Below are 23,690 nucleotides of genomic sequence, written 5' to 3'. Positions count from 1 at the left end.
ATGATGTCTGCCCGAGCCAGAGATTCCGGAAATCCCGGTGTCGCCACAACCCAGATGGCATTGGTTTTGCCTTTTCCTCTCCGGTACTACTTACTGACCGCAGACCAGGAATTCCAGTTCAAGGCCGGTCGAGTCGACCTCGGGCGTGGTCGTCACGCTTTCGACGATGTGCCCGCCGGCTTCCTCGATGAGCTGCTCCCAGAAAGCCCGCGTCTCCAGACGCTGTTCGGTGGTCTGGCGCAGGAAGTAGTACGGGTCGTAATAGGCGTTGCCCAGTCCGTGCCGGGTGACAGCCGGGTCGAGCGTGCGGTGGTCGACCTCGACGATCGCCAGGTGCGCGCCGGGCGTGTGGTTCAGGGCGGTGCGCACCACCTCGACGGTGGCGTCACTGCCCTGCTGCTCCAGGACCTCCTGCAGCGAGAAGGCGGTGACGGAGCAGGGGGTGCCCGCCTCCTCGGCCTCCACCCGCGCCATGTAGTCCTCGGCCGTCGCGTTCACGAAGCCGACCTGCTCGGACATACCGCGCTCGGCCGCAGCGCGGCGCGCGATCTCGATGCTGCCGGGCGTGGGGTCCACGCCGATGCCGGGGCTGCCGCCCTCGCACAGGTCCAACAGGAACGTTCCGTCACCGCAGCCCAGGTCCACCAGGGCGCTGGGCGCCTCGGGCAGGCAGGCGATCATCCGCTTGACCAGGGGAACGGCGTCGTGGCGGCTCATACCGCAGCTGCCGAGTCCGGCCATCGTGCCGTTGCGCGAGGCGAAGCGCCCGCGGTCGGCCATCACCTCGGGCAGCTCCCGCAGGGTGGCGCCGTAGCCGCCGATGAGCAGCTCGTACCACGGGCGGAAGGCGAGGTACTCCCGGCCCTTCGCCGTGATGGCCGGCGTGCCCTCGGAGTCGGTGACGATGCCCTCACCCTCCAGGTAGCGCAGCAGGCCGGTGAGCCGCTCGGGGTGAAGGTCCAGATCCTTGGCCGGCTGGTCGACACCGGCCTCGGCGGACTCGCTCAGCCGGTCCAGCAGACCGCTGGTCATCGCGAACTCGACGCACTGTGCGAGAAAGAAGCCCCTGATGGGTTGGATCGCGGAGATCAGGCGCTGCTCGAAATCTGATTGCTGCATGGCCTCGCCGCTCTCGTAGTCGCTGTCGGCTGTCGCAACCCGCGTCATGGAAGGCGTGGTCCTCGCTGACGAATCAGCCACGACTGAGGGCCCCCGCTCGAATCCCCGGTGGTCGAACCCTAATTGCAGCCTCATTGGGTGATCCAGGCTTGACTTGATCACTGCGCTTCTGCATGGAAGGCAAAGAACCCCTCTTCACCCACAGGATCCCAGGAACAGGGCGGCCGAAACACACGGTTCCACTGGCGACGCGGGCACTCTTGACAGCCCGAAGATGAACCTTCGTGAACACACGATTAAAGAATCGTCCGCGGGCGTGTGTTCGTCGTTTCCGCTGGGTACGGCCGTTCCGGTACGACCGGGCCGGGTGTCCGATCCGTACAAGACGACGGGACTCCCGGGCTCCTAACGTGCGGTCATGGACACGAACACGAACCGACCCGCTCCGCGCCTCGACGTCATCGGCCTCGTCACCGCCGACATGGCCGCCTCTCTCGCCTTCTACCGGCTGCTCGGCCTGGACGTCCCGCCCGGCGCCGAGTCCGCCCCGCACGTGGAGGTCACCCTGCCGGGCGGCACACGGATGCTGTGGGACACCGAGGAGACGGTCCGTTCCTACGACCCCGACTGGACCCGGCCGGCCGGCGGCGACCGGGTGGCGCTCGCCTTCCGGTGCGCGGACCCGGGACAGGTGGACGCGGTCCACGAGTCGCTGACGGCGGCCGGCCACCGCGCGCGGCTGAAGCCCTGGGACGCGGTGTGGGGCCAGCGGTACGCGGTGATGCTCGACCCGGACGGCGCGGCGGTGTCGCTCTACGCGGACCGGGAGCCGGCGGCGTAGGCCGTCAGGGTCATCCCCGTCAGGGCCCGCATCTCGCGGGCCAGATGGGCCTGGTCCGTGCAGCCCGCGCGGTGCGCCGCCGCCGCGTACGGGACGCCCGCCGTCACCAGGGCGAGCGCCCGCTGGAGCCGCAGGATCCGGGCCAGGGTCTTCGGGCCGTAGCCGAACGCGGCGAGCGAGCGGCGGTGCAGCCGCCGTACGCCGAGCCCGGTCTCGGCGGCGGCGGCCCCGACCGTCCCGCCCGCCCGGAGCCGGGCGACCACGGCCCGAAGCAGCGGGTCCGGCGGCGGCGCCCCGGCGGCCCGGCGCAGGACCAGCCGTTCCAGGGCGGCGGCGCGGTCGGCGGCGCCGGTGACCTCGTCGGCGAGCCGGCGGGCCGTCCGGGCGCCCCACAGATCGGCCAGGTCCACGTGCCGGTCGCGCAGTTCGCTCGCCTCGGCGCCGAGGACGCCGGGCGCCTCCCCGGGTGCGAAGCGCACGCCCGCGTACACGACGGCGGGGATCTCGGGCACGTACGCGCGCGTATCGGGCCCGGCGACGAGCAGCCGTCCGTCGGCCCAGATCAGGTCCATGCATCCGTCGGGCAGGACCGGTCGCGCCGAGGGGCCGGCGGTTGGGCCGAGGGTACGGGTCCAGACCACCGCGCCGTCGAGCCGCGCGGCGCGCTCCTCGTACATCCGCCCGGCCTCCCGCCGTCCGTCTCTCCGCCCGTCCCGCCGTCAGGCCCTTGTGCCGGCCCTGCCGTCGGGCCCCGTGCGGTCGTCAGTCCTTCTCGCGCCCCGCGTGCAGCCGCGACCGCACGTCGTCCGGCGGCAGGAACCTCGACCACCGCTCGGGGAACTCCGACGGCATGTCGGGGTCGTCCTCGTCCACGTCGTCCGCCTCCGCGCGCAGCCGGGCGACCAGGTCCGCGGCCTGCGCGGCGCGCATCCGGTCGTTGGCCTCGCGGGCGGCGGCGGTGGCGACGGAGGGCCAGACCCGGTCGATGGCGGCGTTGACGGCGGCGCCGACGAGGACGGCGAACGCGGACACGCCGATCCACAGCAGCACGGCGATGGGGGCCGCGAGGGAGCCGTAGATGGTGGGGCCCTCGACCTGGCTGGTGAGGTAGATCCGCAGCAGGAAGCTGCCGAGCACCCACATGGCGAGGGCGACGAGGGCGCCGGGGATGTCCTCGATCCACGGCGAACGCACCGGCACCGACACGTGGTAGAGCGTCGTCAGGAAGACGATCGACAGGAGTATGACGGCCGGCCAGTAGAGGACGGAGACGACCTCCGTGCTCCAGGGCACGAGGGCCACCACCCGGTCCGGGCCGACGACCGCGAGCGGCAGCACGACCGCGCCGATGACCAGCGCGACGAGATAGAGCAGGAAGGACAGCAGGCGCGTCTTGACGATGCCGCGGTGCCCGTCGAGCCCGTACATGACCGTGATCGTGTCGATGAAGACATTGACGGCGCGGGAGCCGGACCACAGGGCGATGGCGAAGCCGAGGGAGACGAGTTCGGGCCGTTTGGCCTGGGTGACGTCCTCGATGAGGGGGCGCGCGACCTGGTTCACGCCCCGCTCGGACAGTACGGTGCGGGCGGCGTGGAGGATGTTCTCCTCGATGCTGGCGACCGTGTTGGTGTTCGTCCATTCGTCGGCGTAGCCGAGGAGGGCGATCAGACCGAGCAGCAGCGGTGGCAGGGACAGCAGGGTGAAGAAGGCGGCCTCGGCGGCGAGGCCGAGGATGCGGTACTCCATGCACGAATTGACCGTGTCCTTCAGGAGCAGCCAGGCCATCTGCCGCTTCGAGACGTTGCGGTAGAGGACACGGGCCCGGTGGAGTCTGCTCCAAGGACGCCGTTCGGCCTCATCGGCTCCCGCGCCCCGCTCGGGTGTTTCGTTTGCTGCCTGCACCTCCTTACCGTATCGGCATGGCTGCGAGGACCCACACCGTGACCAATCAGGCTCCGCCGCTGGTCGGGTACGACCTGTTCGCGACCGACCGGGCGCTCGCGGAGGCCGTGGAACGACATCTTCCGCCGGAGGCGTGCGGGGAGGTCCGCGCCGAGCTGTCGGCGCTGGGGCACTCGGCCGGCTCGGCGCAGGTCCAGGAGTGGGCGACGCTCGCGCACACGTACCCGCCGCGGCTGCGCACCCACGACCGGTACGGCAACCGGATCGACGAGGTCGACTTCCATCCGGCCTGGCACCGGCTGCTCGGCCGGTCGGTCGCGGCGGGGCTGGCCGCCGGGGCCTGGGACCGGCCCGGCGGCCATGTGCGGCGGGCGGCGGGCTTCCTGCTGGTGTCGCAGACGGAGGCCGGGCACGGCTGTCCGCTGTCCATGACGCACGCGTCGGTGCCGGCGCTGCGGACCGAGCCCGCTCTCGCGGCGGAATGGGAGCCGCTGCTCGCCTCGCGCGTGTACGAGCGGGCCCCGCGGCCGCCGCTGGAGAAGGCCGGCGTGCTGCTCGGGATGGGCATGACGGAGAAGCAGGGCGGCAGCGACGTCCGGGCGAACACCACGCGCGCCGAGCCGCTGGCGGAGGCCGGGGCGTACGCCCTGACGGGGCACAAGTGGTTCTGTTCGGCGCCCATGTCGGACGGGTTCCTGGTGCTGGCGCAGGCTCCGGAGGGCCTGTCGTGCTTCCTCGTGCCGCGGGTGCTGCCGGACGGGACGCGCAACGCGTTCGCGCTCCAGCGGCTGAAGGACAAGCTGGGCAACCGCTCGAACGCCTCGGCGGAGGTGGAGTTCGACGGGACGACCTGGGCGCGCCGGATCGGCGACGAGGGGCAGGGGCTGCACACGATCATGGGGATGGTGGCGGCGACCCGGCTGGACTGCGCGCTCGGCTCGGCGGCGCTGATGCGGCAGGCGGTCGCGCAGGCCGTGCACCACGCCACGTACCGCAGCGCCTTCGGACGGCTGCTCGTCGACCAGCCGCTGATGCGCAACGTGCTGGCCGATCTGGCGCTGGAGTCGGAGGCGGCGACGGTGCTCGGGATGCGGCTCGCGGCGGCGTACGACGTGGCGGAGGCCGGTCCGGAGGCCGTACCGGGAGCGGGCTCGCCGGGGAACGGGGCGGACGCGGAGCACGAGCGGCAGCTGCTGCGGATCGCCGTGCCGGTGGCGAAGTACTGGGTGACGAAGCGGTGCACGCCGGTGGTGGCGGAGGCGCTGGAGTGCCTGGGCGGGAACGGGTACGTGGAGGAGTCGGGGCTGCCGCGGCTGCTGCGCGAGTCGCCGCTGAACTCGATCTGGGAGGGCGCGGGGAACATCCAGGCCCTGGACGTGCTGCGGGTGCTGCACCGGGAACCGGCCGCGCTGAACGCGTTCCTGACCGAGGTGGGCCGGGCGCGCGGGGCGGATCACCGGCTGGACCGGGCGATCCGGGACACGCTGGCCGAGCTGGCGGACCTGGAGGGGATGGAGGCCCGGGCCCGGCGGCTGGTGGAACGGATGGCGCGGGTGCTGCAGGGGGCGCTGCTGGTGCGGTGGGCGCCGGCGGAGGTGGCGGACGCGTTCTGCGCGTCGCGGCTGGGCGGGGACTGGGGCCTGACGTTCGGGACGCTGCCGCACACGGTGGCGCTGGGCACGGTGGTGGAACGGGCGCGTCCGGTGGCGTGAGGGGGCGCTCGGCGCGGCGAGGGGGTGCCCGGTGGAGCGAGAGGGCGCCTGGTGCGGTGAGGGGCGCCTGGCACCCGGCGTGCCTCCGGCGGCGCTCGTTCGGGCGCGGCGGCGGGGCGGGGTGTGAACGGGTCGCGCGCGCTGACGCACAGGCGCCTGAACAGGTGTTCGTCAGGCCCGTCACGCGAGTGCGGACGGAGGGAGCCGCGCGTGCCGGCGGTGAACCCCGGGCGGGGCCGACACGCGCGGAAAGCCGAGGGTGGTGCTGCGCCGACACGGCACCACCCCCCGCTTCGGTTCCACCCTCACCCACCGGGGGCGGGGGTCACCAGGGTTGCAGAGGGTTGCAGGATGGGCGCGAGCATCCGGCGCCCGGCGCCGCGGAGCGGCACGATGGGCGCCTGCGCGCGCGCATGTCCGCCCGCGTGCGGCGGGATCCGGGAGCACCGGCGCCGGCCCGCTCACCGGAGAGCCGTGCACGACCGATGCGGCAACGAGAGCGCACCGCGGGTGGCCGGGAGGGGCCGATGAACCACAGTCAGCTCGATCTGAAGCGGCTGGCCACGATGGACGCCGCGCAGGCGACCCGGCTGCTGCACCGGGTACGCGAGGAGACGCTGGCCGGCCGGCGCCCGCCGGTGGCGCCGCGCCCGGTGATCGACGCCTCCTGGCAGCGGATGACCCGGCTCGGCATCCAGCCCGACCAGGCCACCAGCAGTGTGCTGCTGCGCCGCGACGAGCTGGAGGAGCGGCGCCGGGCGACGGTGCTCGGCGAGGTGATGCGGACGCTGACGGCCGGGCTGGCCGGGATCGCCGACGCCTCGATGCAGATCATGGTGGTGACGGACGAGCAGGGCCGGATCCTGTGGCGGCAGGGGCACACCGGGGTGATGCGCCGGGCGAACGGGATCTGTCTGGAGGAGGGCGCGGCCTGGAGCGAGCACTCCACCGGGACCAACGCGGTGGGCACGGCGCTCGCGATGGGCCGGGCCGTCCAGGTCCACTCGGCGGAGCACTACGTCCAGTCGCTGCACAACTGGACCTGCGCCGCGGCCCCCGTGTACGACCCGCGCGATCAGCGGCTGCTCGGGATCGTGGACGTGAGCGGCCCCGCGTCCGGCTTCCATCCGGCGACGCTGGCCCTTGTCGGCTCGGTGGCGCAGCTGGCGGAGGCGGAGATGCGGCAGCGGCATCTGCGGTCGATCGAGCGGCTGCGGTCGGTGGCCGCGCCGATCCTGTGCCGGGTGGGCGGCCGGGCGGTGGTGGTGGACGGGCACGGCTGGACGGCGGCGGTGACCGGGCTCGCGCCGGTGGACCGGTTCGTCCTGCCCAAGTCCCTGCGGCCGGGGCGGGTCTGGCTGCCGGCGCTCGGGATGTGCGCGGTGGAGCCGCTGCCGGGCGGCTGGCTGCTACGGGTCGAGGAGCCGGTCCCGCCGGCCGGCCCGGCGCCGGAGGCGGCGAGCCGGGTGGTGCTCGACGTGAGCCGGCCGCGCCGCTGGACGGTCGCGGTGTCGGGCGCGGCCGGGTCCTGGTCGCAGGAGCTGAGCCCGCGCCACGCCGAGCTGCTGTACGTGCTCGCGCGGCACCCGGAGGGGCGGACGGCGGCGGAGCTGGCGCGGGACGTGTTCGGCGATCCGACCCGGACGGTGACGGTGCGGGCGGAGATGTCGCGGATCCGGCGCACCCTGGCGGGGGTCCTCGCCCATCGCCCGTACCGCTTCAGCGAGGAGGTGGAGGTCGAGCTGCGCGGTCCCGACCACCCGGGGGATCTGCTGCCGCGGTCGACGGCGCCGGCGGTACGGGCGGCGCGCGGCGGCCGGTCCGGCTGAGCGGTCGAGACGGTACCCGGAGGCGTGGAGGCCGGGGCGACATACCGGGGGCCGGAGACGTACAGCGGGCGACGGGGCGCGGACGACGGGTGATCAGGCGTCCACGGATTGGGCGGCTGTCCATATTCCGGACAACCGTCACCGGAATCGCCTTCCGTCCGCCCTGGGAATCCGGCGCTCCGCATGATGCGATGGACTCATGAGCATCACTCTCACCACCTGGTCGCTGGAACAGACCTCGCCGGCCGATCTCCGCCCGTCCCCCGCCCCCGAGGACGGGGACCTGCGGATCACGCGCGCCGGGTTCCCGTCGGCGGAGTTCAGCCGCTTCCTCTACACCGCGGTCGGCGGCGACATCCACTGGGGCGACCGGCTGTCCCTGACCCACCCGCAGTGGCAGGCCCTCATGGAGAAGCCCGGCACCGAGACCTGGGTGGCGTACGAGAACGGGACGCCGGCCGGGTACGTGGAGCTGGACGCCCAGGACGACGGGGTGGTGGAGATCGTCTACTTCGGCCTCATACCCGCCTTCCGGGGGCGCGGGATCGGCGGCCACCTGCTGTCGTACGGCGTGGCGCGGGCCTGGGACCTGGCGGAACGCTGGCCGGACCGCAAGCCGACCTCGCGGGTCTGGCTGCACACCTGCTCGCTCGACGGGGAGCACGCGATGGCCAACTACGAGCGCCGCGGCTTCCGCCTGTTCGAGACGAAGACCGAGCGGACGGAGCTCACCGAGACCCCGGGGCCGTGGCCGGGCGCGTACGCCTGAGCCGCCGCGCCGCGCCACGTTCCACCGCACCGCCGTACACCCGAGAAGGGGCCCGAACCGGGCCCCTTTTTTCGTGACCCAGGTCACACTGTCTCGATTTGCGAGACCACATCGTCCGCATCCCGGACGTTGGTGGACTGGGTCCAAAGTCCCGTGACACGCTCTCGTCATGCCTGGAACTGGAATTGCCTTGGTGAGTCGGCGGCACGTCGACCTCGGCCGCGTGTCCAGCGCCATCTGTTCGGTGCGCTGAGAGATCCAGCACCTCCGCACCTCTTCCGACGTCCGCTGACGTCTCCCGCCCTGCCGTTTTCCCTGCGCATCGCCGCGCCCTCCCCTGCCCTGCGCGCGAATGTGCAGGTCAGAGCCGCCCTCTCGCCGTCCCGAAGGACCCCTCGCCATGGCCGCCAGCCCGGAATCGCCCACACCCGCCGCCGCGACCCGCCGCAAGGCCGGGCGCCACCGTGGCGAGGGTCAGTGGGCCGCGGGACACCGCACCCCCCTCAACGGCAATGAGCAGTTCAAGAAAGACGACGACGGTCTCAATGTGCGGACACGTATTGAGACGGTCTACGCCCAGCGCGGCTTCGACTCGATCGACCCCAACGACCTGCGGGGACGCATGCGTTGGTGGGGCCTGTACACCCAGCGCCGGGAGGGGCTGGACGGCACCAAGACCGGGGTCCTCGCGCCGGAGGAGCTGGACGCCGAGTACTTCATGCTGCGGGTCCGGATCGACGGCGGCCGGCTGACCACCGCGCAACTGCGGGTCATCGGCGAGGTCTCCGAGGAGTTCGCGCGCGGCACCGCCGACCTCACCGACCGGCAGAACGTCCAGTTCCACTGGATCCGCATCGAGGACGTCCCGGAGATCTGGCGCCGCCTGGAGGCGGTCGGCCTGTCGACCACCGAGGCGTGCGGCGACACCCCGCGCACCATCCTCGGCTCGCCGGTCGCCGGGATCGCCGCCGACGAGATCGTCGACGGCACCCCGGCCGTCGAGGAGATCCAGCGCCGGATCGTCGGCAACAAGGAGTTCTCCAACCTGCCCCGCAAGTTCAAGACGGCGGTCTCCGGCTCCCCGCTCCTCGACGTGGCGCACGAGATCAACGACGTGGCGTTCGTCGGGGTGCACCACCCCGAGCACGGACCGGGCTTCGACGTGTGGGTCGGCGGCGGCCTGTCCACCAACCCCAAGCTGGGCGTCCGGCTGGGCACCTGGGTCCCGCTGGAGGAGGTGGCCGACGTCCATGAGGGCGTCCTCTCCGTCTTCCGCGACTACGGCTACCGCCGGCTGCGCAACCGGGCCCGGCTGAAGTTCCTGGTCGCCGACTGGGGACCGGAGAAGTTCCGCCGGGTCCTGGAGACCGAGTACCTGAAGCGCGAACTGACCGACGGGCCCGCCCCCGAGCAGCCCGCCGGCGTGTGGCGCGACCACGTGGGCGTCCACGCCCAGCGGGACGGCCGCTTCTACGTGGGCTTCGCCCCGCGCGTGGGCCGCGTCGACGGCGCCACCCTGACGAAGATCGCCGAGCTCGCGGAGGCGCACGGCTCCGGCCGGGTGCGTACCACCGCCGAGCAGAAGATGATCGTCCTGGACGTCACGGAGGAGCGTGTCGATTCGCTCGTCTCCGCCCTGGAGTCGCTGGACCTGCGGGTCACCCCGTCGCCGTTCCGGCGCGGCACGATGGCCTGCACGGGCATCGAGTTCTGCAAGCTGGCGATCGTCGAGACCAAGGGCCGCGGCTCGGCCCTGATCGACGAACTGGAGCGCCGTCTCCCGGAGTTCGACGAGCCGCTCACCATCAACGTCAACGGCTGCCCGAACGCCTGCGCCCGTATCCAGGTCGCCGACATCGGCCTCAAGGGCCAGCTCGTCCTGGACGACGACGGCAACCGGGTCGAGGGCTACCAGGTCCACCTGGGCGGCGCGCTCGGCCTGGAGGCGGGCTTCGGTCGCAAGGTCCGCGGCCTCAAGGTCACCTCGGCCGAACTGCCCGACTACATCGAGCGGTTGCTGAAGCGCTTCCAGGCGGAGCGCGAGGACGGCGAGCGGTTCGCGGTCTGGGCGTCGCGCGCCTCCGAGGAGGCCCTCTCATGAACGAGGCACGAACGGCCACCGGCCCGCACGCGGCCACGGCCGCCATCACCGCCATCACCGCCACGACCGTCATGACCGCCGCGGCCGCGCGCCGGACGGGCGGAGCACCGGCCAAGGAGGCACCGTGAGCGGACGAGCCGCCCCCTTCCACTGCCCCTACTGCGGCGACGAGGACCTGCGGCCGGGCGAGCAGGGCCACGGCGCCTGGGAGTGCGCGGCGTGCAGCCGAGCCTTCCAGCTGAAGTTCCTGGGCCTGCTGGCCCCCGCCACGCACACACCGAAGAACGACAACGCGCCACGAGAGGAGGGGATATGACGGACCTTCACCCCCTGTCGGCGGCGGAGACCGAGCGGGACACCGAACTGCGGGCGCTCGCCGAGCAGGCCGGCCGCGACCTGGAGGACGCCTCCGCGCTGGAGATCGTCCAGTGGGCGGCGGACACCTTCGGTGCCCGGTTCTGCGTCACCTCCTCCATGGAGGACGCCGTCGTCGCCCACCTCGCCTCGCGGGCGAGGCCCGGCGTGGACGTCGTCTTCCTCGACACGGGCTACCACTTCCCGGAGACCATCGGCACCCGCGACGCGGTCGCCGCCGTCATGGACGTCAACGTCGTCACGCTGACCCCGCGCCAGTCGGTGGCGGAGCAGGACGCGGCGTACGGGCCGAGGCTGCACGACCGCAACCCCGACCTGTGCTGCGCGCTGCGCAAGGTCCGGCCGCTCACGGAGGGCCTGGCCGGGTACGACGCCTGGGCCACCGGGCTGCGCCGCGACGAGTCCCCGACCCGGGCCGGCACGCCGGTCGTCGGCTGGGACGAGAAACGGCGGAAGGTGAAGATCGCCCCCATCGCGCGCTGGACGCAGGACGACGTGGACGCCTACGTCGCCGGGCACGGCGTACTCACCAACCCGCTGCTGATGGACGGTTACGCCTCCGTCGGCTGCGCGCCCTGCACCCGCCGGGTGGCGGCGGGCGAGGACGCGCGGGCCGGCCGGTGGGCGGGGCTCGCCAAGACCGAATGCGGGCTGCACGCATGACGGCGATCCAGGAAGACCTCGACGTCCGGTCCGAAGCCCGGGAAGTTCAGGAGACAGACGTGACGACGGGCACCACCATCTGGCTGACCGGCCTGCCCAGCGCCGGCAAGACCACCATCGCCTACGAACTGGCCGGGCGGCTCCGCGCGGAGGGCCGGCGGGTCGAGGTCCTCGACGGGGACGAGATCCGCGAGTTCCTCTCGGCGGGCCTCGGGTTCTCCCGCGCGGACCGGAACACCAACGTCCAGCGCGTCGGGTTCGTGGCGGAGTTGCTCGCCTCGCACGGGGTGACGGTGCTGGTGCCCGTCATCGCCCCGTACGCCGACAGCCGCGAGGCGGTCCGCGCGCGCCACGAGGCCGCCGGCACGCCGTACGTCGAGGTCCACGTGGCCACTCCGGTCGAGGTCTGCTCGGAGCGCGACGTGAAGGGTCTGTACGCCAAGCAGGCGGCGGGCGAGATCAGCGGGCTGACCGGGGTCGACGACCCGTACGAGGAGCCGAAGAGCCCCGACCTGCGGATCGAGTCCCAGCACCAGACCGTCGAGGACTCGGCGGCCGCGGTGCATGCGCTGCTCACCGGGAAGGGGCTGTCATGACGACCGTCGCCCACACACACGACACCACCGGCAGCCCGTTCGCGCTGTCGCACCTCGACTCGCTGGAGTCGGAGGCGGTGCACATCTTCCGTGAGGTGGCGGGGGAGTTCGAGCGGCCGGTGATCCTGTTCTCCGGCGGCAAGGACTCCATCGTCATGCTGCATCTGGCACTGAAGGCGTTCGCGCCCGCTCCGGTGCCGTTCACGCTGCTGCACGTGGACACCGGACACAACTTCCCGGAAGTCCTGGAGTACCGGGATCGTGTGGTGGCGGCACACGGGCTGCGCCTCCATGTGGCCTCCGTACAGGACTACATCGACGCGGGCACCCTGCGCGAGCGCCCGGACGGCACCCGCAACCCGCTGCAGACAGTGCCGCTGACGGACGCGATCCGGGAGCACCGTTTCGACGCCGTGTTCGGCGGCGGGCGGCGCGACGAGGAGAAGGCCCGCGCCAAGGAACGGGTGTTCAGCCTCCGCGACGAGTTCTCGCAGTGGGACCCGCGCCGCCAGCGGCCCGAGCTGTGGCAGCTCTACAACGGGCGCCACGCGCCCGGCGAGCACGTCCGCGTCTTCCCGCTGTCCAACTGGACCGAACTGGACGTCTGGCAGTACATCCAGCGCGAGCGGATCGAGCTTCCGGAGATCTACTTCGCCCACGAGCGCGAGGTGTTCCTCCGTCACGGCATGTGGCTGACGGCCGGCGACTGGGGCGGCCCGAAGGAGTCCGAGACGCCGGAGAAGCGGCTGATCCGCTACCGCACGGTCGGCGACATGTCCTGCACCGGCGCCGTCGACTCCGACGCCGCCACGCTCGACGCCGTGATCGCCGAGATCGCCGCGTCCCGGCTGACCGAACGGGGCGCCACCCGGGCGGACGACAAGCTGTCCGAGGCCGCGATGGAAGACCGCAAGCGCGAGGGGTACTTCTAGCCATGACCACGTCCACCGAACAGCCCCCGGCCGCCGAGCAGGCCGCCACCACCCTGCTGCGCTTCGCGACCGCCGGTTCCGTCGACGACGGCAAGTCCACGCTGGTGGGCCGGCTCCTTCACGACTCCAAGTCGGTGCTGACCGACCAGCTGGAGGCCGTGGAGCACGCCTCGCGCTCGCGCGGCCAGGAGGCGCCGGACCTGGCGCTGCTGACCGACGGCCTGCGGGCCGAGCGCGAGCAGGGCATCACCATCGACGTGGCGTACCGCTACTTCGCCACCGCCCGCCGCCGGTTCATCCTGGCCGACACCCCGGGGCACGTGCAGTACACCCGGAACATGGTGACCGGCGCTTCCACCGCCGAGCTGGCCGTGGTCCTCGTCGACGCCCGCAACGGCGTCGTCGAGCAGACCCGCCGGCACGCCGCCGTCGCCGCGCTGCTCCGCGTCCCGCACGTGGTCCTCGCCGTGAACAAGATGGACCTGGTCGGCTACCAGGAGTCCGTCTTCGCCGCGATCGCCGAGGAGTTCACGGCGTACGCGACCGAGCTGGGCGTCCCGGAGATCACCGCGATCCCGATCTCGGCGCTCGTCGGCGACAACGTCGTGGAGCCGTCCGCCCACATGGACTGGTACGGCGGTCCGACCGTCCTGGAGCACCTGGAGAGCGTGCCGGTCAGCCATGACCTGACGGCCTGCCACGCCCGCTTCCCGGTGCAGTACGTGATCCGACCGCAGACCGCCGAACACCCCGACTACCGCGGCTACGCGGGCCAGATCGCCGCCGGTGTGTTCCGGGTCGGCGACCGGGTCGCCGTCCTGCCGTCCGGCCGGACCTCCGAGATCACCGCGATCGACGCGCTCGGCGAGTCCGTGGACATCGCCTGGGCCCCGCAGTCGGTCACGATCCGGCTCGCGGACGACATCGACATCTCCCGCGGCGACCTGCTCGCCCCGGCCGCCGACGCCCCGCCGACCAGCCAGGACGTCGAGGCGACCGTCTGCCATGTGGCGGACCGGCCGCTCACGGTGGGCCAGCGGGTGCTGCTCAAGCACACCACCCGCACGGTCAAGGCGATCGTGAAGGAGATCCCGTCCCGGCTCACCCTGGACGACCTCTCCCAGCACCCCGAGCCGGGGCGGCTGGTCGCCAACGACATCGGCCGGGTGACGGTGCGGACCGCGGAGCCGCTGGCGCTCGACGCGTACGCCGACTCCCGCCGTACCGGATCGTTCCTGCTGATCGACCCGGCCGACGGCACCACCCTCGCCGCCGGCATGGCGGGCGAGTCCTTCGCCTCCACCGCCCCGGCGCCGGCCCCGGCGGCCGCGGCGGACGACGAGGAAGGCTGGGACTTCTGACATGAAGAAGGACATCTGGGCCGGATTCGCGAAGGAGGGCGGCCGGGTGGGCTCCGGTGCGCTCGGCGCGGGCCGGGGAGGGGTCGCGCGATGTGCGTGCTGACCTCCGGCCGCCACCGCCGCCACGGCGGTACGGCGCCTCTCCGCTCGCTCCACCCGCGTAACCCGCTCCACCCGCTCGTTCCCGAGCGACGACATCGACCGAGACCCGGCCCCAGCTGAGGCCGAGACCGAGGGGACCTCCTCCCGTGCCTGCCATCCCTGCCAGCCCCGCCCTCACGCGCACCACCCGATCCGCCGTACGCCGCGGTCTGGCCTCGGCCGCCGCCCTGCCCCTGCTGCTCGGGGCACTCGCCTCCTGCGGCTACGGATCGCAGGCCGGAAGCTCCACCAACGCGGGCGACTCCGCGAACGCCGGGAAGAAGGCGGCCGCCGAGGGGCCGAAGCTCTCGGCCGACACCGTACGGCTCGGATACTTCCCCAACCTGACCCACGCGACCGCCCTGGTCGGGGACCAGGAGGGCATCTTCCAGAAGGAGTTGGGCGGCACCACGCTGAAGACCACCACCTTCAACGCGGGCCCGTCCGAGATCGAGGCCCTGAACGCCGGCTCCCTCGACATCGGCTTCATCGGCCCCTCCCCCACCATCAACGGCTTCACCAAGTCGCAGGGCACCAGCCTGCGCATCGTGGGCGGTTCGGCGTCCGGCGGCGTGAAGCTGGTGGTGAACCCCGCGAAGATCAAGACGACGGCCGACGTCAAGGGCAAGCGGATCGCCACCCCGCAGCTCGGCAACACCCAGGACGTGGCCTTCCTCAACTGGGCGTCCGAGCAGGGCTGGAAGGTCGACCCGCAGAGCGGCAAGGGCGATGTCTCCGTGGTCCGCACCGACAACAAGGTGACACCGAACGCCTACTCCACCGGCGCCATCGACGGCGCGTGGGTGCCGGAGCCGACCGCGTCGAAGCTCGTCTCGGAGGGCGCGAAGGTGCTGCTCGACGAGCGGGACCTGTGGCCGGACAAGCAGTTCGTCATCACCCACGTCATCGTGTCCCAGAAGTTCCTCAAGGAGCACCCGGACGTCGTGGAGGCGGTGCTGCGCGGCTCGGTGAAGACCAACGCGTGGATCAACGCCAACCCGGAGAAGGCGAAGACCTCGGCCAACGCCAAGCTGAAGCAGCTCAGCGGCAAGCCGCTGTCCGGCGAGATCATCGACGGCGCCTGGTCCTCGCTGCGCTTCACCGACGACCCGCTGGCCGCGACGCTCCGCGCGCAGGCCGACCACGCGGTGCAGGCCGGTCTGCTCCAGAAGCCCGACCTCGACGGGATCTACGACCTGAAGCCGCTCGACAAGGTCCTCAAGGCCGCGGGCGCGCCCGCGGTGTCCGACGCCGGTCTCGGTGTGAAGTAGCCACGCGACAGCCCGAGTTCAGGTCTTCCGTCTCCCAGGAGGTGACACCCATGACCGCGACCAGCACGCTCGCCAAGACCAAGACCAAGACCAAGAGCAACGCCAAGAGCAGCACCACGACCGACGGCAACACCGGGGCCGAGGATCACGTCGTCGGCGCGACCGGTCACGCCGCGCGTCTCCGGCACGTCTCGAAGTCCTTCGGCGGCCCCGCCGGCGGCCAGCTCGTCCTCGACGACATCTCGCTCGATGTCGCGCCGGGCGAGTTCGTGACCCTCCTGGGGGCCTCGGGCTGCGGCAAGTCCACCCTGCTCAACCTGGTCGCCGGCCTCGACCGGCCGACCGCGGGCAGCATCGACACCCCGGGCGGGCGGCCCGCCCTGATGTTCCAGGAACACGCCCTGTTCCCCTGGCTGACGGCCGGAAAGAACATCGAACTGGCCCTGAGACTCCGGGGGACGCCGAAGCCGGAGCGCCGCCCGGAGGCCGAGCGGCTGCTCTCGCTGGTACGGCTCGACGGCGCGTACGGCAAGCGGGTGCACGAACTGTCCGGCGGCATGCGCCAGCGGGTGGCGCTGGCCCGCGCGCTCGCCCAGGACAGCGATCTGCTGCTGATGGACGAGCCGTTCGCCGCGCTCGACGCGATCACCCGGGACGTCCTGCACGACGAGCTGACCCGGATCTGGCGCGAGACCCGGCTGTCGGTGCTGTTCGTGACCCACAACGTGCGCGAGGCGGTACGGCTCGCCGAGCGGGTCGTCCTGCTGTCCTCCCGGCCCGGCCGGATCGCCCGGGAGTGGCACATCGACATCCCGCAGCCGCGCCGTATCGAGGACGCCGCCGTGGCGGAACTGTCCGTCGAGATCACCGAACACCTGCGTGGGGAGATCCGCCGCCATGGCCAGCACTGACACGACGACCGGCCCCGGGGGCACCACCGGGTCCGCGACCGAGGCCAAGGCCGTTTCCGGGACGGGGACTCTGTCCGAGCCCGAATCCGTCTCCGAGTCCGCGGCCGCGTCGGAGGTGGGGTCGGGATCGGGGGCCGGATCCCCGTCCGGCTCCGGTCGCGGGTCCGACGATCTGGCGGGCCTGGAGGCCGGACTCGACGCCCTGGACAGCGTCCAGGTCCGTCACGTACCGGTCCGCGAGATCCTGGTGCGCAAGGTGCTGCCGCCGGTCGTCGCCGTCGCCGTCGTCCTGGCGGTGTGGCAGCTGCTGGTGTCCGCGCAGGTCGCCGAGGCGGGCAAGCTGCCCTCGCCGGGCGCGGTGTGGGACAGCCTCACCACCATGTGGCTGGAGGGCACGCTGTTCGGCGTGCTGTGGACGAGCGTGTCCCGGGCCCTGCTCGGCTTCCTGCTCGCCCTCGCGATCGGCACCCCACTGGGTCTCCTCGTGGCGCGGGTGAAGCCCGTCCGGGCGGCGATCGGCCCGATCCTCTCCGGCCTGCAGTCGCTGCCCTCGGTCGCCTGGGTGGCGCCGGCGGTGCTGTGGCTGGGCCTCGACGACAGCATGATGTACGCGGTGATCCTGCTCGGCGCGGTCCCGTCGATCGCCAACGGCCTGGTGGCGGGCGTCGACCAGGTACCGCCACTGTTCCTGCGGGCCGGCCGGACGCTCGGCGCGACCGGCCTGAAGGGCGCCTGGCACATCGTGATGCCGGCGGCGCTCCCCGGCTATCTGGCGGGCCTCAAGCAGGGCTGGGCGTTCTCGTGGCGTTCGCTGATGGCGGCGGAGATCATCGCGTCCTCCCCCGACCTCGGGCTCGGCCTCGGCCAGCTCCTGGAGAACGGCCGGAACAACTTCGACATGCCGGGGATCTTCCTCGCCATCCTGCTGATCCTGCTCGTCGGCATCGCCGTCGACCTGCTGGTCTTCAGCCCGCTGGAGCGCACGGTGCTGCGCCGCCGCGGCCTGCTGGTGCGGGGCTGACCGCCATGGACACCCCGGTCCTCCTCGTCCTCGCCCACGGCAGCCGCGATCCGCGGCACGCGGCGACCGTCCGGTCGCTCGTGCGCCGCGCCGCGCTGCTGCGGCCGGGGCTGCGGGTGGAGACCGCGTTCCTGGACTTCGACCTGCCGTCCGCGCCGGCGACGCTGGACCGGCTCGCGGCCGAGGGCGTACGGGACGTGGTGGCGCTGCCGCTGCTGCTGACCCGCGCCTTCCACGCGAAGGCCGACATCCCCGCCGTCCTCCGCGCGGCCCCGCCCGCGCTGCGGGTCCGGCGGGCGGCGGTGCTCGGCCCGTCGCCGCTACTGCTCGCCGCAGTGGAACGGCGGTTGTACGAGGCGGGGTTGACGCCCGCCGACAAGAGCTCGACCGGGGTCGTCCTGGCCTCGGCGGGCTCCTCCGACCCGGAGGCGATCGCGGTGATCGCAGAAACGGCGCGGGAGCTGCGGCGCACCGGTTGGTGCTCCGTGCGGCCCGCGTTCGCCTCCGCACCTCTTCCCCGTACGGGGGACGCCGTACGGGCCCTGCGCACCGAACCGGGGGTGCGGCGGGTGGCGGTCGCCCCGTACGTGATCGCCCCCGGCCGCCTCCCGGACCGGATCGCGGCCGGCGCCCGGGAGGCCGGCGCCGAGGTGCTCGCCGACGTCCTCGGCCCGTGCCCCGAACTGGCCCGTCTGCTCGTCGAGCGGTACGAGGCGGCGGCCGGGGCACGGGAGCGGGACCTGGTGGCGGCCGGCTGACCCGGCCCTCCGCACCCACCCGAGTCGCCCGGACGGATGATCCGTCCGGGCGACGGTGTGTGAGGCGCCGGAACGGCACGGGGTGACCACCGGGGGCGGGACAACAGGCGTTCGCCCCTCATCGGCGCCTCTCAGTCGCTATCGTCTGACCCTCGACTGGGAGGGCATGGTGGCAGACGCATCCGGTGATCACTCCACTGCCAAGCTGTGGGCACTGCTCGGGGGAATCGCCTCCCTGCTGTCGATCCTGACCTGGCTGGGCGCGAGCAACGCGGCGGAACTGAAGAACCTGTTGTCCGAATCGTCCCCGCCCGGTTCCCCTTCGGCGTCGACCCCGGGCATTGCTCGGCCGCCCGTCCACCTCCCCGGTGACTCGGGAGGCTCAGGCGGCTCGGGGGACTCCGGAAGCTCCCGTGGCTCCGGCGCCTCCGACACGTCCGAGACCCCCGACGCCGGCCAGGGGAGCGACGACAAGCCCGACCCTGGGCCGACGACACCCCCTCCTGACCCCACCGAAGAGGCTTTCAAAGCCCGCTCGCCCGGCGACTGCCTGCCGCTCTACGACACGGGACGCGGCGGCGACACCCGCATCGCCTGGAACGTCAACGTTCCGCCGGCCCCCGTGTCCTGCTCCGACGCGCGGGCGCTGGTACGGGTGACCGCCACCGACACGACCTGCCCCACCGGCGACGGGAAGTCGTACTGGAGCTACCAGTCGGTCACCACCGGCACCACCAGGACGCTCTGCCTCTCCCGTATCTACCACGCGTACTACTGCCTGCTCGGCCGGCAGTCCGGCGACTCGATCTCCCTCGGACCGATGACGGCCGTGGCCTGCCGGCGCGAGCCGGTGCCCGTCTCGTACAACCAGATCATGCACATCACGGGCGTCTACCGCGCCCCGGCGGGCGCCACCGCCGCCAACTGCCGCCAGTCGGCGGGCGACCGGACCCGCTACTGGGCCTGGCTGATGGACGACGGCGCCACGCTGCTGTGCACCACGATCTACCAGGGCGGCTGACCGCCACCGGCCGGGGACGGGCACGTGTCGCCTACTGGCCCACCCGGCCGTCGACGCACTCGCGCAGCAGGTCGGCGTGTCCGCAGTGGCGGGCGTACTCCTCGACGCGGTGCACCATGATGCTGCGGATGGTGACGGCGTCCCGGCCCACACGCTCACCGAGGTCGGCGAACGCGTCCAACGCGGCGTCGGTGGCGGCCTGTTCGCGCTCCAGATCGGCGTACGCGGCGTCGACGACGGCCTGGTCCGCGACGGCTCCGTCGAAGTCGGCGTCGCGTACCCCGTACAGCTTCGGCAGCCGCTCGGCATGGGTGAGCCAGTTGCGCCAGTCCCGCTCCACCTCGGCGAGATGCCGGATCAGACCGAGGAGCGACATCGTGGACGGCGGCACGGAGCGGCGGGCGAGCTGATCCGGATCCAGACCCTCGCACTTCATACGCAGGGTGAAACGGTAGTCCGCCACATACCCGGCGAGGGTGTCGCGTTCACCCTCCGGCCCCGGCCCTTCACTGTCACGCGGGTCGTCCTTCGGGTCCACCCACATGTCGGGGTAGACGGTTGCCTGGGTCCATCGCTCGGGCTGTTCGTCACTCATGCGGGCCATGGTCGCCGGTGACTCCCCGGCCCGCCACCGAATTCCCGCCCGGTCAGGGGCGTCGGCCACTCAGAGCGACGGCGCGCGTGAACGCGGGTGCGTCGGCGGCGACTTCGCCCGCCGGCTCGTCGAAGCCGTCGTACTGCCGGTACATCTCGGCGTAGCGCTCGACGACCTCCCGCACGCACTCCCCCGTCTCCTCCGGCACCTCGAACTCCCGCCCGGTGCTGCGGGCCAGGTCCCAGCCGTGCAGGGCGAGTTCGAGGAGGAGCATGGCGGCCATCTCGGCGGCCGGCACCGGACTTCCCCCCATGTCGACCTCGCCCTCCCACGCCTCGGGCTTCCCCCACGCGGCGAGCGCCCGGTCGAGCTGGGCCGCGTACTGCTCGGGCCAGTCGGCGTCGGCGGTGAAGTCGCGCGCGACGGTCTCCGCGGGGAGTTCGGTGCGCAGGGCCCGGTGTTCGAGCCCGTGGGCGGAGTAGAGGACGAGATGGTTGGCGAGTTCGCGAACGGTCCAGTCGGCACAGACGGACGGCCCGGCCAGCTGCTCGGGAGTGAGACCGCGGGTGACACGGGCGGCCTCGGCGGCGCAACTGGCGAGATGGCGGTGGATCGTGTTCATGCGCCCCACGCTACGGATTCTCGCCCCACCCGTCTTGAACTTTCGCGACACTCCCACGAACTGCCTGACGTTCAGCTGTAGTCGAGGCCTCCCGTGCGGGTGCGCTTGAGTTCGAACAGGTCGGGGTGGGCGGCCAGGGCGCGGAAGTGGTCGAAGAGGTCGGCGGCGGCCTCGCCGCGCGGGATGGCGCGGAGTACGGGGCCGAACCAGGCGGTGCCGTCGACGTGCAGGGTGGGCGTGCCGACGTACGCGCCGGCCTCGGGGTCCCGGCCGGCGTCGTGGCTGCGGCGGACGATGTCGTCGTAGGCCGGGTCGTGGGCCGCGGCGGCGAGGTCGGCGGGGAGGCCGAGTTCGGCGAGGGACGCGGCGATGACGGCGTCGAAGTCCTTGTTCTTCTGTTCGTGGATCCGGGTGCCGTACGCGGTGTACAGCGGGCGCAGGATCTTCTCGCCGTGCCGTTCGGCCGCGGCGGCGGCGACGCGGACGGGGCGGATGGAGTCGTCGACGAGGGTGCGGTACCAGTCGGGCAGTTCGTTGCCCTCGTTGTGGAAGTACAGGCTCATCACATGGAAGCGGAGGTCGATGTCGCGGTGCCGCTCGACCTCCAGCATCCAGCGGGAGGTGATCCAGGCGAAGGGGCAGGCCGGGTCGAAGTAGAAGTCGACGGTCGTCGTAGTCATGACAGGAATCCTAGGGAGTGGGTGGCCTGTTCCGGTGGGCCATTCCCTTCCTGCCGGGCTGGGCCACCTGCCCCGCGGGAGAGCGCGGTTCAGCGGGCAGGCGGGGCGAATTCGGGCTGGTCGAGCAAGCGCAGCCAGCTGCCGTCCGGCTGCCGCCGGACGACCTGGGCACGGGCGCCGGAGCCGTCCTTCGGCGGGGTCGAGGTGAGGGCGATGCCGTCGCTGATCAGGGTGGGCAGCGGCGCCTCCGGCTCGAAATGGGGGCGGTTCGCCAGGACCTTCTCCCACAGCGCGCGGATCGCTTCCCGGCCCACCGTCCGCGAGCCGGGCGGGTACGCCACCACCGCGTCCTCCTCGTAGAGCGCGGCGACACCGGCCGCGTCCCCGGCGTTGGACCGTTCGACGAACAGGCGGGTGAGGTCCTCGGGACGCATGGGTCCGACGGCGAAGTCCGCGCCGGGGCCCCCGGCGTCCACCCAGGCGTCGCCGTGCCCCGCGTACCGGAACAGGGCCCCCGAGTCCGGGCTGGTCGCGAAGAGGCCCGCGCCGCCCGCGTACAGCCGGCCGGCGGCACCGCCGATGGGAACCCACTCCGCCCCCAGGCCGGTCCACCGCATCACGGCGTCCCGGTGCTCCGTGATCGCGTACAGGCCGTCGCCCGCGGTCACGAACTGTTCCCCGGGGAAGCCGATCCAGGACCACGAGCCGGACGGCTCGTCGTACTTGGCGATGTGGCCGTCGCCCGGATCGGTGGTGAACAGCCCCGCGGCCCCGGCGTACACCTGCTCGGCGGCCGGACCGATCACTTTCCACGAACCGTCCCGTCCGGTCCACCGCAGGACGCCGCGGCGGTCCGGCGAGACGGCGTAGGCCGTACCCGGGGACTTCGGGGACTTCGGGGACTTCGGGGCCGGAGTGGCGGCCGGATGTCCCGGGGAACCGGCGCGGGCCGGCCCCGGAGCGCGTCGAGTGAACGAGGGGGCGGGGCGTGGCACTCCGGGCGGGGGTGCGGCCGAGAGCGGGGAAGGTGCGAACGCGGCCGTCGGAGGTGTCGCGGATCTCGTGCCCGTCGCGCCCCGCACGGCGGGGCCGGACGGCAGGAGCGGCGGCGTCGGGCCGTCCGCGCCGGCCACGGTCTGCTGCCGGCCGAGGAGCACCTCAAGGAGAACGGCGCTCGTGCCGAGAGCCAGCACGAGGGAGACCGCCAGAACGGCGAGAGAGGCCTTGCAGGCGGGGGAGAGTCCTTCGGCGGGCCGCGGTCTTCGCTTCCCTGGCGGGACAGCGGGGGGCACCGCGGGGAGGGTGTCGAGCCGCTCGAATACGACACCTTCGATGACGTCGGAGCACACCCGATCGGCCCGGGCCCGTTCCCACAGCCAGTGCGCTTCCTCTCGTTGCTGCGCTACGACGTGGTGGACGCGGGCGAGTTCGGTGGAGAGGGCCAGGTCCACCACCGGCGCCCGCAGGGCGTCGTCTCCAGCGGGTGGTGTCCCGTCCTCCGTCTCCGTCTCCGTCTCCGCTGCCGGCGCCGGCAGCCACGGCGGCTGTCGGGCGGCATCGCGCTGGGCCCGGACGTCGGCGACCGCCTGCCGTGCGGACTCCTGGACGCCCCGGGCGGTGACCAGTTGGTCGAGTACCTCGTCCAGCCGGACGCGGGGTCCCCCGGACGGTACGTATCCGGGGCCGGCGGCCTTCTCCGTCGCCGTACCCGTTTCCGTGCCCGTCCCCGGCTGATGGGCTTTGGCTTGTTCCTGGAGCGTCGTCATCAGTGCCAGCAGCGCCTCCACCAGTCGGCCGGACGCGGCGAGGTCCTCCTGGGCCCGGCGCAGCGCCTCCTCCAGGCCGGGCTCGGGGCCGGCCTCGGCCTCCGCTTTCGCCGTCAGTGCCTGATCGTGCAACCGGCGGGCCCTGGCCAGTAACTCCTGGCGGCCACGGGGATCGCGCACGCACTCCTTGATGACGAGGCCGAGGCGCCCGAGCGGGATGACCCGGGCACCGGACCGGTACTCACTCCACGCCGTCTTCCCGCCTCCGAATTGCCGGGCCAGGTCCCGCACCGTCAAGCCGGCGGTCACCTCACGCAACAGTGCCGCCAGCTCGTTCGCCGGCCGCGATCTGCCTCGTGGTGCCCCCTGCGGACGTCCTGCTTTGGTCATGAGCTCGTCCCCCCTGTCGTCAACGGACAGTTCCGCCTGCCCGGACTTCCCGTGCTCCGGGCTGTGTACGTGCTGTTCCCTCACCGCCTCGGTCAGCGCCCGACAGTTTCCGGGCGCCCTGCTGGAACGCGCAAGTGAACACGTCCGTGAGCACCCCGTCCATCGCACCGTGGTTTTCCTGTCCGAAAGCGCGCTCCGCGCCGTACCGGCTCCGAGCGGGGAGCCGAGCGTGCACGCCCGGGCCGCGCGGCGAGGCCGGGCGCACGACAGTGCGTCCGGGCCCGTGGCGCGGGTTCAGCGGGCTTCGCCGG

The 23,690-nt window shown here is 72.7% G+C and carries 24 protein-coding genes; 17 read left to right on the top strand and 7 right to left on the bottom strand.

All coding sequences use genetic code 11. The features are described 5' to 3' along the window. Nucleotides 1-90: 90 nt before the first annotated feature. A complete protein-coding gene (locus tag ABZ693_RS32650) occupies nucleotides 91-1,167 on the bottom strand; it encodes a 2-ketoarginine methyltransferase (RefSeq protein ID WP_359884895.1) in 1,077 nt (358 codons plus the stop codon). A gap of 370 nt (nucleotides 1,168-1,537) precedes the next feature. Here ABZ693_RS32650 and ABZ693_RS32645 point away from each other — a divergent pair, with 370 nt between their 5' ends. Further along, nucleotides 1,538-1,960: a VOC family protein gene (locus tag ABZ693_RS32645; RefSeq protein ID WP_359884894.1), complete on the top strand. Its 423-nt coding sequence runs from the start codon at nucleotides 1,538-1,540 to the stop codon at nucleotides 1,958-1,960. On the opposite strand, the gene ABZ693_RS32640 is transcribed toward ABZ693_RS32645, so the two are convergent. Together ABZ693_RS32640 and ABZ693_RS32635 are read right to left on the bottom strand one after the other, a co-directional pair. Beyond that, nucleotides 1,933-2,637, bottom strand: a complete 705-nt coding sequence (locus ABZ693_RS32640; RefSeq protein WP_359884892.1) for a helix-turn-helix domain-containing protein — start codon at nucleotides 2,635-2,637, stop codon at nucleotides 1,933-1,935. The two genes, ABZ693_RS32645 and ABZ693_RS32640, sit on opposite strands and share 28 nt — an antisense overlap. Nucleotides 2,638-2,722: 85 nt before the next feature. Then, entirely contained in the window at nucleotides 2,723-3,865 is a 1,143-nt protein-coding gene (locus ABZ693_RS32635; protein ID WP_359884890.1) for a YihY/virulence factor BrkB family protein, read from the bottom strand. A 17-nt stretch (nucleotides 3,866-3,882) separates the two neighbouring features. On the opposite strand from ABZ693_RS32635, the gene ABZ693_RS32630 reads away from it, so the two are divergent. The 16 genes from ABZ693_RS32630 to ABZ693_RS32555 all read left to right on the top strand — a co-directional run bounded on the left by ABZ693_RS32630 (nucleotide 3,883) and on the right by ABZ693_RS32555 (nucleotide 19,326). Next, nucleotides 3,883-5,577, top strand: coding sequence for an acyl-CoA dehydrogenase family protein (locus ABZ693_RS32630; protein ID WP_359884888.1), 1,695 nt, complete (start codon nucleotides 3,883-3,885; stop codon nucleotides 5,575-5,577). A 527-nt stretch (nucleotides 5,578-6,104) separates the two neighbouring features. Beyond that, entirely contained in the window at nucleotides 6,105-7,406 is a 1,302-nt protein-coding gene (locus tag ABZ693_RS32625) for a GAF domain-containing protein (RefSeq protein ID WP_359884887.1), read from the top strand. A gap of 199 nt (nucleotides 7,407-7,605) precedes the next feature. Next, nucleotides 7,606-8,175, top strand: a complete 570-nt coding sequence (locus ABZ693_RS32620) for a GNAT family N-acetyltransferase (protein WP_359884885.1) — start codon at nucleotides 7,606-7,608, stop codon at nucleotides 8,173-8,175. Between the two features lie 169 nt (nucleotides 8,176-8,344). Then, nucleotides 8,345-8,428: a putative leader peptide gene (locus ABZ693_RS32615; RefSeq protein WP_359884912.1), complete on the top strand. Its 84-nt coding sequence runs from the start codon at nucleotides 8,345-8,347 to the stop codon at nucleotides 8,426-8,428. A 147-nt stretch (nucleotides 8,429-8,575) separates the two neighbouring features. Further along, nucleotides 8,576-10,276, top strand: a complete 1,701-nt coding sequence (locus ABZ693_RS32610; RefSeq protein ID WP_359884883.1) for a nitrite/sulfite reductase — start codon at nucleotides 8,576-8,578, stop codon at nucleotides 10,274-10,276. Then, the gene (locus ABZ693_RS32605; RefSeq protein ID WP_359884881.1) at nucleotides 10,273-10,404 is read left to right on the top strand and encodes a hypothetical protein; all 132 of its coding nucleotides are present in this window, start codon (nucleotides 10,273-10,275) and stop codon (nucleotides 10,402-10,404) included. Before ABZ693_RS32610 ends, ABZ693_RS32605 begins: the two co-directional genes overlap by 4 nt. Further along, a complete protein-coding gene (locus ABZ693_RS32600) occupies nucleotides 10,401-10,592 on the top strand; it encodes a hypothetical protein (RefSeq protein WP_359884880.1) in 192 nt (63 codons plus the stop codon). Before ABZ693_RS32605 ends, ABZ693_RS32600 begins: the two co-directional genes overlap by 4 nt. After that, complete coding sequence (locus ABZ693_RS32595) at nucleotides 10,589-11,314, top strand: phosphoadenylyl-sulfate reductase (protein WP_435842612.1); 726 nt, start codon at nucleotides 10,589-10,591, stop codon at nucleotides 11,312-11,314. The genes ABZ693_RS32600 and ABZ693_RS32595 overlap by 4 nt, the downstream gene beginning before the upstream one ends. Next, the gene (gene cysC, locus ABZ693_RS32590) at nucleotides 11,311-11,910 is read left to right on the top strand and encodes an adenylyl-sulfate kinase (protein ID WP_359884878.1); all 600 of its coding nucleotides are present in this window, start codon (nucleotides 11,311-11,313) and stop codon (nucleotides 11,908-11,910) included. The genes ABZ693_RS32595 and cysC overlap by 4 nt, the downstream gene beginning before the upstream one ends. Then, nucleotides 11,907-12,842, top strand: coding sequence for a sulfate adenylyltransferase subunit CysD (cysD, locus tag ABZ693_RS32585; protein WP_359884876.1), 936 nt, complete (start codon nucleotides 11,907-11,909; stop codon nucleotides 12,840-12,842). The genes cysC and cysD overlap by 4 nt, the downstream gene beginning before the upstream one ends. 2 nt (nucleotides 12,843-12,844) lie before the next feature. Then, nucleotides 12,845-14,203 carry a sulfate adenylyltransferase subunit 1 gene (locus ABZ693_RS32580; protein ID WP_359884874.1) on the top strand — a complete coding sequence of 453 codons (1,359 nt, stop codon included), beginning with the start codon at nucleotides 12,845-12,847 and terminating at the stop codon, nucleotides 14,201-14,203. A 248-nt stretch (nucleotides 14,204-14,451) separates the two neighbouring features. Next, on the top strand, nucleotides 14,452-15,615 hold the full coding sequence (locus ABZ693_RS32575; protein WP_435842611.1) for an aliphatic sulfonate ABC transporter substrate-binding protein: 1,164 nt from the start codon (nucleotides 14,452-14,454) through the stop codon (nucleotides 15,613-15,615). 50 nt (nucleotides 15,616-15,665) lie between these two features. After that, nucleotides 15,666-16,526, top strand: coding sequence for an ABC transporter ATP-binding protein (locus ABZ693_RS32570; protein WP_359884873.1), 861 nt, complete (start codon nucleotides 15,666-15,668; stop codon nucleotides 16,524-16,526). After that, nucleotides 16,513-17,547 (top strand): ABC transporter permease, encoded by a 1,035-nt coding sequence (locus tag ABZ693_RS32565; RefSeq protein ID WP_359884871.1) that lies wholly within the window; start codon nucleotides 16,513-16,515, stop codon nucleotides 17,545-17,547. Before ABZ693_RS32570 ends, ABZ693_RS32565 begins: the two co-directional genes overlap by 14 nt. Before the next feature lie 5 nt (nucleotides 17,548-17,552). Further along, nucleotides 17,553-18,305 carry a sirohydrochlorin chelatase gene (locus ABZ693_RS32560; RefSeq protein ID WP_359884870.1) on the top strand — a complete coding sequence of 251 codons (753 nt, stop codon included), beginning with the start codon at nucleotides 17,553-17,555 and terminating at the stop codon, nucleotides 18,303-18,305. Nucleotides 18,306-18,471: 166 nt separating this feature from the next. Further along, nucleotides 18,472-19,326 carry an LppU/SCO3897 family protein gene (locus ABZ693_RS32555; protein ID WP_359884868.1) on the top strand — a complete coding sequence of 285 codons (855 nt, stop codon included), beginning with the start codon at nucleotides 18,472-18,474 and terminating at the stop codon, nucleotides 19,324-19,326. Nucleotides 19,327-19,357: 31 nt separating this feature from the next. Here the strand turns inward: ABZ693_RS32555 and ABZ693_RS32550 are convergent, their stop codons facing one another. The 4 genes from ABZ693_RS32550 to ABZ693_RS32535 form a co-directional block, all read right to left on the bottom strand. Beyond that, on the bottom strand, nucleotides 19,358-19,930 hold the full coding sequence (locus ABZ693_RS32550) for a DinB family protein (RefSeq protein WP_359884866.1): 573 nt from the start codon (nucleotides 19,928-19,930) through the stop codon (nucleotides 19,358-19,360). Between the two features lie 43 nt (nucleotides 19,931-19,973). Beyond that, a complete protein-coding gene (locus ABZ693_RS32545; protein WP_359884865.1) occupies nucleotides 19,974-20,543 on the bottom strand; it encodes a TIGR03086 family metal-binding protein in 570 nt (189 codons plus the stop codon). Between the two features lie 71 nt (nucleotides 20,544-20,614). Next, a complete protein-coding gene (locus ABZ693_RS32540) occupies nucleotides 20,615-21,223 on the bottom strand; it encodes a mycothiol-dependent nitroreductase Rv2466c family protein (protein WP_359884863.1) in 609 nt (202 codons plus the stop codon). Between the two features lie 89 nt (nucleotides 21,224-21,312). Next, entirely contained in the window at nucleotides 21,313-21,657 is a 345-nt protein-coding gene (locus ABZ693_RS32535; protein ID WP_359884906.1) for a YybH family protein, read from the bottom strand. Nucleotides 21,658-23,690: the final 2,033 nt, after the last annotated feature.

The sequence above is a fragment of the Streptomyces laurentii genome (assembly GCF_040635425.1).
GTDB classification, from domain to species: Bacteria; Actinomycetota; Actinomycetes; order Streptomycetales; family Streptomycetaceae; genus Streptomyces; species Streptomyces laurentii.
The sequence above is the reverse complement of the archived record's forward strand: the minus strand, read 5'-3'. Positions and strand labels throughout refer to the sequence as shown.